Here is a 16,100-nt window from a genome sequence, read left to right on the forward strand (position 1 = left end):
CAGGATGGATATCCATGCGAACAATCCCCACCCGCGTCTCGATCGCGGCGGCCTGGGCGACGGCTCTGGCCCTCGCCCTCGGCACGTCCGTCGTCGGAGCCGTGCCGGCTCACGCGCAGGATGACGACGACCGGATCACATGGTCCGTCACTCCCGCCGATGCGTCCGGTCCGGATCAGCGCGGCGTGATCGAGCAGGAACTCGATCCCGGCCAGACGGCAGAGGACTTCTTCGCGGTCCGCAACTCCAGTCGGGTCGCCGTCACGTTCCAGCTCAACGCGGCGGACGGCTACTACAACGAGAACGGCCGGTTCAACAGGCTCCCCTCCGATCGCGAGTCGGTCGATGCGGGAACCTGGATCGACCTTCCGGACTCGGTGACCGTCGAGCCGAACGCCACGGTCGTCGTGCCGTTCACGACGACCGTGCCCGAGGACGCCGTCCCGGGCGACCACGTGGCGGGCATCGCCGCTTCGGTGCTGTCCACCGGCACCGACGACACCGGATCGCAGGTGGGGGTCGAGAGCCGTGTCGGCTTCCGCGTCCTCACCCGCGTCTCCGGCGATGTCGTCGCGTCGGCGGAGATCGGGGGAGTGGTCACCGACTACGCCCTCGCGTGGAACCCGATCCGGCCCGGTGAGATGACGGCATCCTTCGACGTCACCAACACCGGCAACGCCAACGTCACCGTCGCCGGCGAAGTCGGCGCAGGTACCGGAGTCGTCGTTATCGGAGACGAAGACGGCGCCCGGCAGACCCTCCTTCCCGGTGAGACGCGCCGTGTCGAGGTCGTCGTGCCGGGGGTGTGGCCGACGTTCTACGTGCCGGTGGAGATCACCCTCGTGCCCGAAGGCTTCGACCTCGGCGGGGACGCCGTGCCCGTCGAGCCCATCACCGCGTCGGCGACGGCGTGGGCCATCCCCGTTCCCCAACTCCTCATCCTCTTCGGTCTCGTGCTCGTCATCGGCGCGCTCTTCTGGGGGCGCCGACGCTCGCGGAATCGCATGGCGGCGGCGATCGCCGCGGCCCGAGAGGAAGGCCGCGCCGCGGCCGCCCAGAACCACCCATCCGACGACGTCCCACTCCCCAGCGGCGGCTCGTCCCCACTCCAGTGAGGCCTGCCTTGAACATCTTCTCCACCGAGACGGACCAGAGCGACGGCGTCAGCGTCGACGTCGAGATCACACCTCTGCCCACCCCGACGCCGACCCCGACGCCGACCGAGACGGTGATCCCCTCGCCGACGCCGGTCCCCACCGACACGCCCCTCCCGTCCCCGAGCCCCACGGGCGTCCCCTCGGTTCCGGACTGGCTCGCGGGCACCGGCATCGACCCCACCTGGCTCATCATCGGCGCGGTCGCATTGGTCGGGGCCGGGGTCATCGCGTACGCTCTGCGACGCAGGGGGGCACGCGCCGGTAGCGACTGAGCGCTCGGCGCCCCATGCTGGAAATGAACAAAGGGGGGACGCCGATGAGCGATCAGAATCGCGCGTGGCAGCGTCCGAGCATCTACGACGTGGCCGCCCACGCCGGAGTCTCGCACATGACCGTATCCCGGGTGCTCAACGGGCATCCCAACATCCGGGACTCGACCCGCGAGCGGGTGATGCAGGCGATCGACGAGATGAACTACACGCGGAGCTCGATCGCCCGGGCACTCGCGACGCGTAAGGCCATGCGGATCGGGGTGATGGTCGACGGACCGGTCGAGTACGGCCCGAACAGTACGCTGCGCGCCCTCGAGCGCGCCGCGCGCGACAGCGGCTACTCGGTGAGCGCCTTCTCGATCTCGGACGACCCCGATCTGGGGGTGGATGTCGGCGTGGCCGACCTGATGTCGCAGGGCGTCGACGCCCTGTGCGTCATCGCCCCCCGCTCCTCGTCGCTCGACACGCTGCGCGAGCAGCCCATCCGTGTGCCGGTGCTCGTGGTCAAAGCAGACCCCGACCCGGAGATGATGACCGTCGCGGTCGACCAGCGCGCGGGTGCGCACGCGGCCGTGGCGCACCTCGTCGATCTCGGACACCGCGAGATCCTGCACATCTCGGGCCCGCTCGACTGGCTCGACGCCCGCGCCCGTCACACGGCGTGGGAGGAGGATCTCGCCGATCGGGGGCTCACGATCCGCGACGCGCTGGTCGGCGACTGGACCTCGGATGCCGGCTTCGCGATCGGCCGCGACGCGCCCGCCATCGACGATGTCACCGCGGTGTTCGCATCGAACGACCAGATGGCCCTCGGTCTCATCCACGGACTCACGAAGCGCGGGTTGCGCGTTCCCGAGGACATCAGCGTCGTCGGCTTCGACGATCTGCCCGACGCGCGTCACTTCCTGCCTCCGCTCACGACGGTGCGACAGGACTTCGCCGAGCTCGGACGCCTGGGCCTGGAGCTGCTTGTCAGCCGCATCGCGGGCGAGGAGCCGGCGGACAGCGCGATGATCCTGCCCGAGCTCATCGTGCGCGAATCCACCGCGCCGCCGCGCGCCTGATCGCCGTCCCCGGGCGGGCGTAACGACTCCGTAACGGAAACTTGCAACTCTTGCTTGCAATTCTTGTTAGCGCGCACAATACTGATGCACGCGGCTGCGACAGGCAGCTGCACCAGAGTGATCCGACCCGACTCCACGATGGAGCGTCGATCTCAAGGAGGAGACACATGTCACAGAAGAAGCGCCTGCTCGGCGTCATCGGTTTCGTCGGCGCTGGGGCGCTGGCACTGGGCCTCGCCGGCTGTGCATCGGGCGGCGACAACGGCGGCAGCGCCGGTGGCGACACCGGTGGCGACGGCGAGCTCATCACTGTCGGCTTCGTCGCGGTCGGCCCCGAGGGCGGCTGGCGCAACGCGAACGAGCAGGCTGTCAAGGACGCCTTCACGGAGGAGGCCGGCTACGAGCTCAAGTACGCTCCGGCCGCCAGCCCGAGCGACCAGAAGTCGCAGCTCGACGCGTTCTCGACCTTCGTCAACGACGAGGTCGACGTCATCCTCCTCACCGCGACCGAGGCGTCCGGCTGGGAGGACTCGCTCGAGCTCGCCCAGGAGGCCGAGATCCCCGTCATCCTGCTCGACCGCGGTGTCGACGCCAGCGAGGACCTCTACGTCACCCGTATCGCGCCCGACAACTTCCAGGTCGCGGCCTCCGTCGGCGCATGGGCCGTGGAGACCTTCCCGGAGGGTGCGAACTACTACGTGCTCGAGGGCGTCCCGGGTCTCTCGGTCGTCAACGAGCGCAACGAGGGCTTCGACTCCGAGGTCGAGGGTGCCGAGGGCTTCACCAAGGTCGGCGCGCAGACCGCCAACTGGAAGACCGACGAGGGCAAGTCCGTCACCGAGACGGTTCTCCGCGCCAACAACAACGACATCCAGTTCATCTTCGCCCAGAACGACGAGATGGGCATCGGCGCCGCCCAGGCCGTCGAGGCTGCCGGTCTCGTCCCCGGTGAGGACGTCAAGATCGCCACGATCGACGGCACCACCGGTGCCCTCGAGGCGCTCGCCGCGGGTCAGCTGAGCTTCGTCGCTCAGTACAACCCGTTCTTCGGCGACATCGCCGTCGACGTCGTCGAGAAGGCGCTCGCCGGTGAGACCGTCGAGCCGGTCATCATCGTCGACAGCGCGACGTTCGACTCGCCGGAGGCCGGCGAGACGGCGCTCGCCGACGGCCAGGGCTTCTGAGCTCGGATCGTCTGACCAGCACCACCACCTGACGGAGCGGGGATCGCCGCACAAGGCGATCCCCGTTCCTGTCGGCTCACACCCGAAACCAGCACTACACGAGGAAGTTCGTCAGAGATGACCGAATCCCCCCCGATCGTCGAAGTCCGCGGCGCATCGATCACGTTCCCCGGCGTCAAGGCACTCGACGAGGTCGACTTCCGGCTCCTCCCCGGCGAGGTCCACACCCTCATGGGTGAGAACGGCGCGGGGAAGTCGACCCTGATCAAGGCGCTGACCGGCGTCTATCAGATCGACTCGGGCGACATCCTCGTCTTCGGCGAGAAGCGCCACCTTACGGGAACGGCGTCCGCGCAGGCCGCCGGCATCTCCACGGTGTACCAGGAGGTCAACCTCTGCACGAACCTCACCATCGGTGAGAACGTGATGCTCGGGCACGAGGTCCGCGGCCCCCTCGGCATCAACTGGCGGAAGACCCACGCGCAGGCCGAGGACGCCCTCTCTCGCATGGGGCTCGGCCACCTCGACACCCGCGCACCCCTCTCGTCCATCTCGATCGCGCTCCAGCAGCTCGTCGCGATCAGCCGCGCGATGGTCACCGACTCCAAGGTCCTCATCCTCGACGAGCCGACCTCGAGCCTGGACGCCGCCGAGGTCGAGGTCCTCTTCACCGTGATGCGACGTCTTCGCGACCAGGGTGTCGCCATCCTCTTCGTCTCGCACTTCCTCGACCAGGTCTACGCGATCAGCGACCGCATCACGGTCCTGCGCAACGGTCAATTCGTCGGGGAGTACCTCAAGCGGGACCTCGATCGCAGCGCACTCATCTCCAAGATGATCGGCAAGGACTTCGAGACGCTCCGTGCGCTCGGCTCGAACCGCCAGGTCGACGTGCGCGACCGCACCGAGACGCCGGTTTACGCCGCTGAGGACCTCGGCCGCAAGGGCGCACTGGCCCCGACCGACATCGAGATCCACCGCGGCGAGGTCGTCGGGTTCGCCGGTCTCCTCGGCGCCGGCAGGACCGAGCTCGCCCGCCTCATCTTCGGCGCCGACCGTGCCGACTCCGGCGCCGTCCGCGTCAAGGGCAAGAAGGCGTCCATCACGTCGCCGGTCAACGGTCTCGCCCAGCACATCGCGTATTCGACCGAGAACCGCCGCGACGACGGCATCATCGGCGACCTCAGCGTCCGCGAGAACATCATGCTCGCCGTCCAGGCGAAGCGCGGATGGCTGCGCCGCGTCCCCGCGCGCGAGGTCGACCAGCTCGTGAAGACCTACATGGAGCGCTTCAGCGTGCGCCCCAACGACCCGGACCGTCCGATCCGGCTCCTGTCCGGCGGCAACCAGCAGAAGGTCCTCCTCGGCCGCTGGCTGGCCACCGAGCCCGACCTGCTCCTCCTCGACGAGCCGACCCGCGGCATCGACGTCGGCGCCAAGGCCGACATCCAGGAAGCGGTCGCGGAGCTCGCCGAAGGTGGCATGAGCGTCGTCTTCATCTCGTCCGAGCTGGAGGAGGTCGTGCGGCTGTCCGAGCGGATCGTGATCCTGAAGGACCACCAGAAGGTCGGCGAGGTCGTCAACGGCCCCGACGTGACTGCGGAGAGCATCGTGTCGATCATCGCCGCCGACGGCAGCGCGGACCGATCAGAAGAGCAGGGCGAGAAGATCGCCGAAGGAGAGATCTGACATGGCGATCGTCAAGACGCTCATCCGCACCCCGTGGTTCTGGGGCCTGGTGGGCATCGCGCTCCTCCTGACGCTGAACACGCTCAAGGACCCGACCTACCTCGCGATCGGCATCAACTCCACGACCGGCCTCCTCGCCGGAAACGTCCTGGACATCCTCCGTGTGTCGGCGCCGATCATCATGATCGCCCTCGGCATGACGTTCGTCATCGCCACGAAGGGCATCGACCTCTCGGTCGGCTCGATCATGGCGGTCGGCGGCGCGGCGGCGATGGAGACGCTCCGCGCCGTGGACGGCCAGAGCCCGTTCGGAGCGATGTTCATCGCGATCGCCGTGGCGCTCCTCATCGGTGCCCTCCTCGGTGTGATCAACGGTCTGCTCGTCGCGGTCGTGGGCCTCCAGCCCTTCATCAGCACCCTCGTGATGATGCTCGCCGCGCGCGGCATCGCCCGTGTGATCACCGGCGGTCAGAACACCAACGCCACGAACGCGCCCTTCCGCGAGATCTCGAATGGACAGATCCTGGGACTCCCGACGAGCTTCGTCCTCGCGATCGCGATCGTCGTGGTGGTGTCGCTCATCATGCGCCGGACGGCTCTCGGACTCATGATCGAGTCGATCGGGGTCAACCCCGCGGCCAGCCGCCTCGCGGGCATCCGTCCCCGCCCGATCCTCATCACCGTCTACGTCCTCTCCGCAGTCCTCGCGGCCACCGGTGGTCTGTTCACGGTGTCGGAGGTCATGACGGTCGACGTGTCGGGAACCGGGTACCAGATGGAGCTCGACGCGATCCTCGCGGTCGTGATCGGCGGCACCTCCCTCGCGGGCGGAAAGTTCTCGATCCTCGGCTCGACCATCGGCGCGCTCCTCATCGCGACGCTGAACAAGACCGTGCTGTTCCTGGGCGTCTCGGCGGCGGCGACGCCCGCCTTCAAGGCGATCGTCATCGTCCTCCTCGTCCTGCTGCAATCCGAACGCGTGCGGAACTACGTCCTCCAACTCGGACGCCGTCGCTCCCGTAAGGAGGTCGTCGCGTGAGCGCGCCCGTCACGTCCCCCGCCCTCGGCGCCGAGAGCGCCGCCCAGACCGCCCTCCAGCGGGTCTGGGGTCGAAGCCAGTCGATCATCCCGACCCTCGCGGCCGTCGTCCTGCTGGTCGCCATGCTGGTGTACGCGGAGATCGCCTACGGGCGCGTCTTCCACGCCGGAACGATGTCGAGCCTGCTCGTCAGCTTCGCGCCGACGATCATCCTCGCCGTCGGGATGACGATCGTCATCCTCTCCGGAGGCATCGACCTCTCCGTCGGGGCGGTGGTGGCCTTCACCTCGGTCGCCGGCGTCATGCTCATGAACATCGGGGTCAACGGCTGGCTGTCGATCCTCCTCATGATCGGATTCGGTGCGCTCTTCGGCCTGGTCTCGGGTGTCCTGATCCAGTACTTCAACGTGCAGCCCTTCATCGCGACGCTGGCGATGATGTTCCTCGCCCGCGGCCTCGCCTCGATTCTGTCGACGGTTCCGGTCCAGGCTCCCGAGAACGCCCCCATCCTGCTGCTGGCGACGGACTTCAAGATCATCGACGGTCCGAAGGTCAACGACCTCGTGCTCACCCCCGGGTTCTTCATCGCGATCCTGGTGATCATCGGCGCCTACGTCTTCCTGCACCGCACGCGGATGGGGCGCACGGTCTACGGCATCGGCGGCGCAGAGTCGTCGGCGCAGCTCATGGGGCTCCCCGTCGCGCGGACCCGGGTCTGGATCTACGTGCTCAGCGGTGCGCTCGCGGGGCTCGCTGCCGTCGTCTACACCGCCGAGGTCGGCGGCAAGGCGCAGAACGTGACCGGCATCGGCTGGGAGCTGGACGCGATCGCGGCGGTCGTCATCGGCGGCACGCTCCTCACCGGCGGTGCCGGCTACGTCCTCGGCTCGGTCGTGGGTTCGCTCGTGCTGGCGTCGCTCTGGATGATCATCACCAAGGACGGCACGATCCGGCCCGAGTACCTGACGATCATCACCGGCGGCATCCTGCTCGTGTTCGTGCTCCTGCAGCGCGTCCTCACCGCTCGTCGTCGACGATGAGCGCCGCCCCCACCCCCGAGGCCCCGAAGGAGACGTCCATGGCTGTGGAAGCCCCCCGATTCGCCCCCGAGGTGCAGGCTTCGATCGATGCGGTCCGCGCCGACGTCGCGGCGTTGCACGGTGAGCTCGTCCGCTACAACCTGATCGTGTGGACCGGCGGGAACGTCTCCGGTCGGGTGCCGGGCGCGGACCTGTTCGTGATCAAGCCGTCCGGGGTCTCGTACGATGACCTCGCGCCGGAGAACATGATCCTGTGCGATCTGGACGGCAACGTCGTTCCGGGGGCGCCGGGGAGCGAGCGGAGCCCGTCGAGCGACACCGCGGCGCACGCGTACGTGTATCGGAACATGCCGGATGTCGGGGGTGTGGTGCACACGCATTCCACATTCGCGGTGGCGTGGGCGGCGCGGGGCGAGGAAATCCCGTGTGTGATCACGGCGATGGCGGATGAGTTCGGTGGTCCTATCCCGATCGGTCCGTTCGCGATCATCGGCGACGACTCGATCGGTCGCGGCATCGTGGAGACGCTGTCGGGGCACCGCTCGCGGGCGGTGCTGATGCAGAACCACGGTCCGTTCACGATCGGGGTGTCGGCGAAGGATGCCGTGAAGGCGGCGGTCATGGTCGAGGACGTCGCACGCACCGTGCATTACGCGCGGGAGGCGGGACCTCTCATCCCGATTCCGCAGGAGGCGATCGACAGCCTCTACAACCGCTACCAGAACGTCTACGGGCAGGCGGGGGACGAGCGCCGATGAGCGTGCACGACGCCGCTGCGGCGATCCGCGAAGGGCGGGCGGTGCTCGGCATCGAGCTCGGTTCGACGCGCATCAAGGCCTGCCTCGTCCTCGCGGACGACCCGTCCACGGTCCTCGCCGTCGGATCCCACGCCTGGGAGAACCGCTTCGTCGATCGGGTGTGGACGTACACCCTGGCCGACGTCTGGGCGGGCGTCCAGGGCGCCTACGCCGACCTCACCGCCGACGTCGCTCGACGGCACGGCGTCCCGCTGGAGAACCTCGCCGCCATCGGCGTCTCGGCCATGATGCACGGTTACCTCGCCCTCGACGAGCGCGGAGATCTGCTGGCCGAGTTCCGTACGTGGCGCAACACCAACACCGACCGTGCGGCATCCGTGCTGACGGAGCTGTTCGGAGTGAACATCCCGCTGCGGTGGTCGATCGCCCACCTCTATCAGGCGGTTCTCGACGAGGAGCCCCACGTCCCGGACGTCCGCCTCATCACGACGCTCGCCGGGTACGTCCACTGGAAGCTCACGGGGCGCTCGGCGCTCGGCATCGGCGACGCCTCGGGCATGTTCCCGATCGATCCGGCGCGTCGGGACTACGACCGCGGGCTGATGAAGAAGTTCGACCGGCTCGTCTCGGAGCGCGCCTTCGGGCTCCGCATCGCCGATGTGCTGCCCGAGGTGCTCGTCGCCGGGCGGGATGCCGGTGCCCTCACCCCCGAGGGGGCGGCCCTGCTCGATGTCTCGGGAGCGCTCCGCCCGGGCATTCCGCTCTGCCCGCCGGAAGGCGATGCCGGCACCGGAATGGTCGCGACGTGCTCCGTCGCGCCGCGCACGGGGAACGTCTCCGCCGGCACGAGCATCTTCGCGATGGTCGTCCTGGAGAAGCCGCTCGCGACCGCGCACGCCGAGCTCGACGTCGTCACCACGCCCGTCGGAGACCCCGTGGCGATGGTGCACTGCAACAACGGCGCGAGCGAGCTCGCCGCGTGGGTCGGCCTGTTCGGCCGGTTCGCGACCGTGGGTGGGGGAGACCTCGACCCCGATGAGGTGTTCGAGGTGCTCTTCCGCGAGGCCCTCGACGGCGATCCGGATGCCGGAGGCATCCTGGCGTACAACCACCTCGCCGGCGAGCCGATCGCCGGGCTCTCCGAGGGGCGCCCGCTCGTGGTCCGCACGCCCGACAGCCGCTTCACGCTCGCGAACTTCATGCGCGCCCAGCTCTACGGTGCCTTCGGCACCCTCGCGCTCGGGATGCGCGTGCTCGAGAACGAGGGCGTGGCCCTGGACCGCATGTTCGCGCACGGGGGCATCTTCCGCACCGCCGGGGTCGCACAGCGCTTCCTGGCCGGGGCGCTCGACGCGCCGGTCGTGGTCGCCGAGACCGCCTCCGAAGGCGGGGCATGGGGGATCGCGGTCCTCGCCGCGTACCTCTCGGCGCCCGCGGACATGAGCCTGGACACCTACCTGCGCGAGCGCGTGTTCGCCGACGCCAGCTTCCGCACGCTCGAGCCTGATCCCGAGGACGTCCCCGGCTTCGCCGCGTACCTGACCCGGTACGGTGCGGGGCTGGCCGTCGAAGCGGCAGCCGTCGCAGCTCTCTGACCTCTCCCCTCTCTATCTCGAAGGATTCCTCGCATGACCCGTTCTCCGCTTTCCACCTCGCTCGACGGCTACGAGGTGTGGTTCGTCACCGGTAGCCAGAACCTCTACGGCGAGGAGACGCTGCGGCAGGTGGCGGAGCAGTCGCAGGCCGTGGCCGAGGGCCTCGCCGGGTTGCCGGTCCGGGTGGTCTGGAAGCCGGTGCTGAAGGATGCCGACAGCATCCGTCGCCTCGCTCTGGAGGCCAACGGACGCGACGACGTGATCGGTGTGATCGCGTGGATGCACACGTTCAGCCCGGCGAAGATGTGGATCGCGGGTCTGGACGCCCTCCGGAAGCCTCTGCTGCACCTGCACACGCAGGCGAACGTGGAGCTGCCGTGGAACGAGATCGACTTCGACTTCATGAACCTGAACCAGGCGGCGCACGGCGACCGCGAGTTCGGGTACATCCAGACGCGCCTGGGCATCACGCGCAAGACGGTCGTGGGGCACGTGTCGAACCCGGCGGTTCGTCAGCAGGTCGAGGACTGGCAGCGGGCGGCGGCGGGGTGGACCGCGGCGCGGACGCTGAAGCTCGCCCGTTTCGGTGACAACATGCGCTACGTCGCTGTCACGGAGGGCGACAAGACCGAGGCCGAGCTGCGCTTGGGCGTGCAGGTCAACACGTGGGGTGTGAACGAGCTGGCCGACGCGGTGGCCGCGGCATCCGCGTCCGAGATCGACGCGCTCGTCGTGGAGTACGAAGAGCTCTACGACGTCGCGGACGAACTGCGCGTGGGCGGAGAGCGCCACCAGTCCCTCCGCGACGGCGCCGCGATCGAGGTGGGTCTGCGGTCGTTCCTCGAAGAGGGCGGGTTCGGGGCCTTCACCACGTCGTTCGAAGACCTCGGTGCGTTGACGCAGCTGCCGGGCCTTGCGGTCCAGCGTCTGATGGCAGACGGATACGGGTTCGGTGCGGAGGGTGACTGGAAGACCGCGATCCTCGTCCGGGTCGCGAACGTCATGGGCGCCGGGCTTCCCGGTGGGGCGAGCCTCATGGAGGACTACACGTACGACCTGGTTCCCGGGGATGAGAAGATCCTCGGCGCGCACATGCTCGAGGTGTCTCCGTCGCTGTCGTCGCAGAAGGCGCGGCTGGAGATCCACCCCCTCGGCATCGGCGGCAAGGACGACCCGGTGCGTCTGGTCTTCACCGCCGACCCCGGGCCCGCGCTCGTGGTGGCGATGAGCGACATGCGCGACCGGTTCCGCCTGGTCGCGAACGTGGTGGAGAACATCACCGCCCCCGACCTTCCGAACCTTCCCGTCGGTCGTGCGGTCTGGCGTCCCGCGCCGGACTTCGCCACCTCCGCGGCGTGCTGGCTGACCGCCGGCGCCGCCCACCACACGGTGATGACCACCGCCGTGGGGATCGACGTTTTCCGCGACTTCGCCGACATGGCCGGTACCGAACTCCTCGTCATCGACGAGGACACCACCCTGCGTCGGTTCCAGCACGAAGTGCGCTGGAACCAGGCCTACTACCGCCTCGCCCAGGGTCTCTGAACCCGCAACTCTCCCTGAGCGCTCGCCCTGCGAGCGTGGCCCCCCACCCGAACAAGAGAGGAAGGTCTCACTGATGAGACGATCCACCATCCAGCCGCAGCGTCGGCGTTCCGCGTTCCGGCGCGGACTCGCCGGCACCGTGGCCGGCGTCATGGCGCTGACCGGCGTGGGCCTGGCCCCGGCGGTCGCGACGGCCGCCGAGTTGCCGGCGCCCACGGCGCACTACGACATGTCGCACAGCGGATCGCAGCTGCTCGACGTGTCGGGCAACGCCCGTCACGCGACACTGACGGGACTCACCTCGGCATCCTTCGCGGATGCCGGAGGCGATGACGTCCTGCGTTTCCGCGCGGACGGATACGCGGCACTGCCCAAGGGTCTCGTGACGGGGACCGACAACAACTTCACGGTGGAGTTCACCGTGGCCGCGCAGACCGCTCAGAACAGTTTCGGATGGGTCATCGGTGATGGCGTCGGCCCCTGGAACACCACGCAGCTCGGGAACCACATCTTCCTGAGCCCCCGCTCCGCCCAGGGCGGCTACACGAACCAGGTGCTGGCCGCGATCCGCGTCAAGACCGACGGCAACAACGGCGAGAGCCGGATGCCCGCAGGAGGAGGCCTCAACGCGGGTTTCACGACGCTGACGATGGTCGGTTCGGGCAACACGCTCACCCTCTACCGCGACGGCGCGGTGATCTCGACGCTCACGCACAACCGCGCGATGAGCTCGATCATCCCGGCCGGTGACACGCTCGGCTACATCGGTCGCTCGCTCTACCAGGGCGACTCGCTGCTGCGCGCGGACGTCTCCGACATGAAGTTCTGGGATGTCGCCCTGACCCCCGAGGAGGTGACGGCGAGCATGCCCGACACCGAGGAGAAGACCGCGGCGACCGCGGCGCTCCTGCGCGGCGAGGTGCTCGCGAGCATGCTGGGAGCCAACCCGTCGCTCGACAGCGTCACCTCGAACCTCACGCTCGGCGCGAGCGTGAACGGAGTGAACCTCACCTGGGCGTCGTCGAACCCCGCCGTGATCTCGACCACCGGCGTCGTGTCGCGTGCGATCACCGAGAACACCCCGGTCACACTCACCGCGACCACCTCGCTCGGGTCGACCCTCACCTTCGACGCGACCGTCATCGCCCCGACCGTCGGCGCCGACCTCGACGCCATCGTGCTGGAGGAGCGGACCACGGAGAACCTGCCCCTCGCGGTGAAGGGCTCCGTCAACGGCGCCGACATCACGTGGGAGTCGTCCGACCCCGAGCTGGTCACCGCCACCGACCCGGACTACGTCGCGCCCGCCGTGGGCGCGGCCGACCCGTTCGAGGGCGGCGGGCTGGTCACGCGTCCGGCCTACGGTGAGGGCGACCGCGAGGTCACGCTCACCGCGACGGCGACCCTCAACGGTCAGACGGCGACGCGCACGTTCACGCTGGACGTCGCCGAGAAGGCCCGGACGGCCCCGGACGAGGGCTACGTCGCGGCGTACTTCAAGTCCGACTCGGACGAGCGGATCTACCAGGCGGCCACCTCCGGCAACGACTTCTTCAGCTTCGCGCCGGTCAACGGCGGGCAGCCCACGGTCGAGAACACCGCCGACACGACCGGTCTCCGCGACCCGTACATCCTCCGCTCGGCCGAGGGCGACAAGTACTACATGATCGCCACCGACCTCTGCATCGGATGCGGCACCGGTTGGGGTCCCGCGCAGTCCGACGGCAGCCTGAAGGTGCACATCTGGGAATCGACCGACCTGGTCAACTGGGAGCGCACCAACGACGAGAACTCCGGTATCACCGTCAACCAGCCCGCGGCGGGCATGACGTGGGCACCGGAAGCCTACTGGGACGACGAGCTGCAGTCGTACGTGCTGTTCTTCGCCTCGCGTCTGTACTCCGACGCCAGCAAGAGCAACAGCGACAACCTGTACGCCCGGATGTTCTACGTGCTGACGCGCGATTTCCGCACCTTCACCTACCCGCCGCAGAGCTGGCAGGACACCGGATACGCGCGCATCGACTCCACCGTCATCAAGATCGACGACTTCTACTACCGCTTCACCAAGAACGAAGAGGGTGGCGCAGCCGACGGCCTGGAGGCGGGCAAGGACATCTTCTTGGAGAAGTCGCAGGTCCTCACCGCTCCGACCACCCGGTCGAACTGGTCGGCCGACCCCGCGCAGACGTGGCAGCTCACCGACACGCGGATGACCACGCTGGAGACGAACCAGGCGGGCGAGGGCCCGCAGGTGATCAAGCTCAACGAGGGCGACCCGAGCAACACCGGCGACGGCTACGTCTTCCTCGTGGACAACTACGGCGACGGCGGCTACCGGGCGTTCGTGACGACGGGCGACGAGATCGCCTCGAGCTCGCAGGCCGACCGGCTCTCGCAGCGGAGCTCGTGGGTCGTTCGTCAGCGCGGCGGGCTCCCCGCCAGCCCGCGTCACGGCTCGTTCGTGAACGTCTCGGGTCAGGTCCTCGACGCGGTCAACAGCTGGAGCGACGTCGAGGCGGTCGCCTCGACCACGGCGCTCGACGCCGACGGCCGTGAGCTCACGGCGTCCGTCACCGCGGAGGACGAGGGCGACGTCGTCGGCACCGTCACCTTCGCCGGTGGCGAGTGGTCGGAGACCGTCGCGCTCGTCGACGGAACCGCGACGGCGACCGCACCGGCCGGCGTGACCGCCGTCACGGCGACCTACGACGGGTACCGCGACGGCCTGGTCGCGACGTCGGTCTCGGACGAGGTCGACATCGCCGGTCTCGCCGTCACCGCGACGGCGATCACGCGCTGCCTCGCGGGCAAGGTGCTGGAGTCGGTGACGATCGCCAACGACGCGGATGCCGCGGCGACGGTGGTCATCCAGAGCCGCTACGGGTCGAAGACCTTCGTGTTGGCCCCCGGTAAGAAGGCGACGCACACCTTCACCACCCGCACGGCGGCCTACACCGCCGGCGTGATCGAGGTCTCCGCCTCGACCGCCGACGGACGCTCCGTCCAGACGGAGGTGTCGCTGGCAGCGCGCAGCTGCAACTGAACACGGAGACGGTGGGGGTCGGCGGTGCATCCGTCGGCCCCCACCGTCTGCCGCGATACTGAAACGTCAGATACATCCCCCTTCACCCGACCCGAGGATCACCCACTCATGGCCCGTACGCCCCTGTCCGGCATCCAGCACTCCCTCCGCTCCGGCGACTACGAGGCGATCATCTCCAGCGTCGGGGCGACCCTGCGCTCGCTGACCCTCGCCGGGCGCGACCTGGTCGTGCCCTTCGACGCGGACGAGGTGCGCCCGTCCTACCGGGGTGCGACGCTGGCACCCTGGCCCAACCGCGTCGTCGACGGAACGTACACCTTCGGCGGGGAGGAGCGTCGTCTCGCCCTCACCGAGCCGGCTCGCGGACACGCCCTGCACGGCCTCGCCGCGTGGCTCGACTACGAAGCCATCGACAAGGGATCCGACCACGTCACTCTGGCCCAGGTGATCCCGGCCCAGACGGGCTACCCGTGGCGGATCGTCGTCACGACGACGTTCGTGCTCGGGCCCGACGGCCTCACCCAGACGGTCACGGCGCGCAACGACGGCGATGAGGCCGCCCCGTGGGGGACCGGACCTCACCCGTACCTGGTGGCGGGCGCGGGGACGGTCGATGACTGGACCCTCGAGCTCCCGGCCGCTCAGGTGCTCGCCGTCACCGAGGACCGTCTCATCCCGACATCGCTCGAGAGCGTCGACGTCGATGCCGACCGGTTCGACTTCCGCCGCAAGCGCACGATCGGCACGGTCGAGATCGACCACGCCTACACCGCTCTGACGCGTGACGACGACGGGATCGCCGCCGTGCGGCTCACGGATGCCGCCGGACACGGTGTGCAGATGAGCTGGGACGCCGCGTGCCCATGGGTGCAGATCCACACGGCCGACAAGCCGCGTCCGGAGGACTCGCGGCTCGGTCTCGCGGTCGAACCGATGACGTGTGCACCCGACGCCTTCAACGCCGATCGCTACGACTTCGACGCCGGCCTCATCGTCATCGAGCCCGGTGCCGAGGTCTCGGCATCCTGGACCATCGCCGCCATCGCCTGAGGCCCCGGCCGCGGTCCGAAGACGACTCGGGCCCGCCCCGCGGTGGAAGGTCGGCGGGACATCCTCCCCAGACGATGTCCCGCCGTCCCCGCCTCCTCCGCCGATGGGCGAGCCCGAGCGTGGCCGCACCCCAGGCGGCTGAGCACCGTCCCTCCACCTCGCCCCAGGCGGGGAGGGAGAGGGCGCGCTCCTTCTCTGTTCGGAGCCGTCGGGGGATCGGATGGGAGAAACATAGAAGGCCCCGGAGTATTCTCCGAGGCCCCCCGATTGAGTCGTCGCGGGGTCGCCGCGACAGGTCCGCGTGTCAGTCGCGGAGTTCTTCCCGGATCTCGTTGCGCGTGTGCACCGAGTCCCGTTCTGCTTCAGCCTTGTCGACCTCCGCTTCAGCCTTCCTCACTTCGGCGTCGGCCTTCATCTCGTCGGCCTTGTCGCTGAGTCGGTCCGTGGTCTTGTCCCAGTCGTCCGAGATCTTCTCACCGACGGCCTCGGCCGTCTTCTTGGCGTCTTCCATGAATCCCATGAACCGCTCCTCTCGAAGGATTGTGTCTTCGACGCTAGCCGCGGAGGTGGTCGATTCCGGGGGGTTGCACGGATGTCGGCGGCTTGATACGCACAGTCTGAGCGCGCGGCCGTCGAGCCCGGCTCTCGGATAGCCTTCTCT

13 protein-coding genes are annotated in these 16,100 nt (G+C 68.9%); 12 read left to right on the forward strand and 1 reads right to left on the reverse strand.

Going from position 1 to position 16,100, the window contains the following annotated elements:
• The first annotated feature begins 14 nt into the window (after positions 1 to 14).
• The 12 genes from LTL01_RS02820 (at position 15) to LTL01_RS02875 (ending at position 15,439) form a co-directional block, all read left to right on the forward strand.
• A complete protein-coding gene (locus tag LTL01_RS02820; protein ID WP_236967330.1) occupies positions 15 to 1,115 on the forward strand; it encodes a WxL protein peptidoglycan domain-containing protein in 1,101 nt (366 codons plus the stop codon).
• Positions 1,116 to 1,123: 8 nt separating this feature from the next.
• Positions 1,124 to 1,429 carry a hypothetical protein gene (locus tag LTL01_RS14595; protein ID WP_272877634.1) on the forward strand — a complete coding sequence of 102 codons (306 nt, stop codon included), beginning with the start codon at positions 1,124 to 1,126 and terminating at the stop codon, positions 1,427 to 1,429.
• 44 nt (positions 1,430 to 1,473) lie between these two features.
• A complete protein-coding gene (locus LTL01_RS02830; RefSeq protein ID WP_236967331.1) occupies positions 1,474 to 2,493 on the forward strand; it encodes a LacI family DNA-binding transcriptional regulator in 1,020 nt (339 codons plus the stop codon).
• 167 nt (positions 2,494 to 2,660) lie between these two features.
• On the forward strand, positions 2,661 to 3,677 hold the full coding sequence (locus LTL01_RS02835) for an ABC transporter substrate-binding protein (protein WP_236967332.1): 1,017 nt from the start codon (positions 2,661 to 2,663) through the stop codon (positions 3,675 to 3,677).
• Between the two features lie 117 nt (positions 3,678 to 3,794).
• Positions 3,795 to 5,366 (forward strand): sugar ABC transporter ATP-binding protein, encoded by a 1,572-nt coding sequence (locus LTL01_RS02840; RefSeq protein ID WP_236967333.1) that lies wholly within the window; start codon positions 3,795 to 3,797, stop codon positions 5,364 to 5,366.
• Between the two features lies 1 nt (position 5,367).
• Entirely contained in the window at positions 5,368 to 6,405 is a 1,038-nt protein-coding gene (locus tag LTL01_RS02845; protein ID WP_236967334.1) for an ABC transporter permease, read from the forward strand.
• Complete coding sequence (locus LTL01_RS02850; protein WP_236967335.1) at positions 6,402 to 7,445, forward strand: ABC transporter permease; 1,044 nt, start codon at positions 6,402 to 6,404, stop codon at positions 7,443 to 7,445. The genes LTL01_RS02845 and LTL01_RS02850 overlap by 4 nt, the downstream gene beginning before the upstream one ends.
• Positions 7,446 to 7,483: 38 nt before the next feature.
• Positions 7,484 to 8,203 (forward strand): L-ribulose-5-phosphate 4-epimerase, encoded by a 720-nt coding sequence (locus LTL01_RS02855; RefSeq protein WP_236967336.1) that lies wholly within the window; start codon positions 7,484 to 7,486, stop codon positions 8,201 to 8,203.
• Positions 8,200 to 9,798 (forward strand): xylulokinase, encoded by a 1,599-nt coding sequence (locus LTL01_RS02860; RefSeq protein WP_236967337.1) that lies wholly within the window; start codon positions 8,200 to 8,202, stop codon positions 9,796 to 9,798. Before LTL01_RS02855 ends, LTL01_RS02860 begins: the two co-directional genes overlap by 4 nt.
• Positions 9,799 to 9,831: 33 nt before the next feature.
• Complete coding sequence (gene araA, locus LTL01_RS02865) at positions 9,832 to 11,343, forward strand: L-arabinose isomerase (RefSeq protein ID WP_236967338.1); 1,512 nt, start codon at positions 9,832 to 9,834, stop codon at positions 11,341 to 11,343.
• 73 nt (positions 11,344 to 11,416) lie between these two features.
• Complete coding sequence (locus LTL01_RS02870) at positions 11,417 to 14,389, forward strand: immunoglobulin-like domain-containing protein (protein WP_236967339.1); 2,973 nt, start codon at positions 11,417 to 11,419, stop codon at positions 14,387 to 14,389.
• A 108-nt stretch (positions 14,390 to 14,497) separates the two neighbouring features.
• A complete protein-coding gene (locus tag LTL01_RS02875) occupies positions 14,498 to 15,439 on the forward strand; it encodes an aldose 1-epimerase family protein (RefSeq protein WP_236967340.1) in 942 nt (313 codons plus the stop codon).
• A gap of 304 nt (positions 15,440 to 15,743) precedes the next feature.
• Here LTL01_RS02875 and LTL01_RS02880 read toward each other — a convergent pair whose 3' ends face one another.
• On the reverse strand, positions 15,744 to 15,950 hold the full coding sequence (locus LTL01_RS02880) for a hypothetical protein (protein ID WP_231718052.1): 207 nt from the start codon (positions 15,948 to 15,950) through the stop codon (positions 15,744 to 15,746).
• Positions 15,951 to 16,100 lie beyond the last annotated feature (150 nt).

Origin of the sequence: Microbacterium aurantiacum, assembly GCF_021654035.1 — a bacterium.
Lineage (GTDB): Bacteria > Actinomycetota > Actinomycetes > Actinomycetales > Microbacteriaceae > Microbacterium > Microbacterium aurantiacum.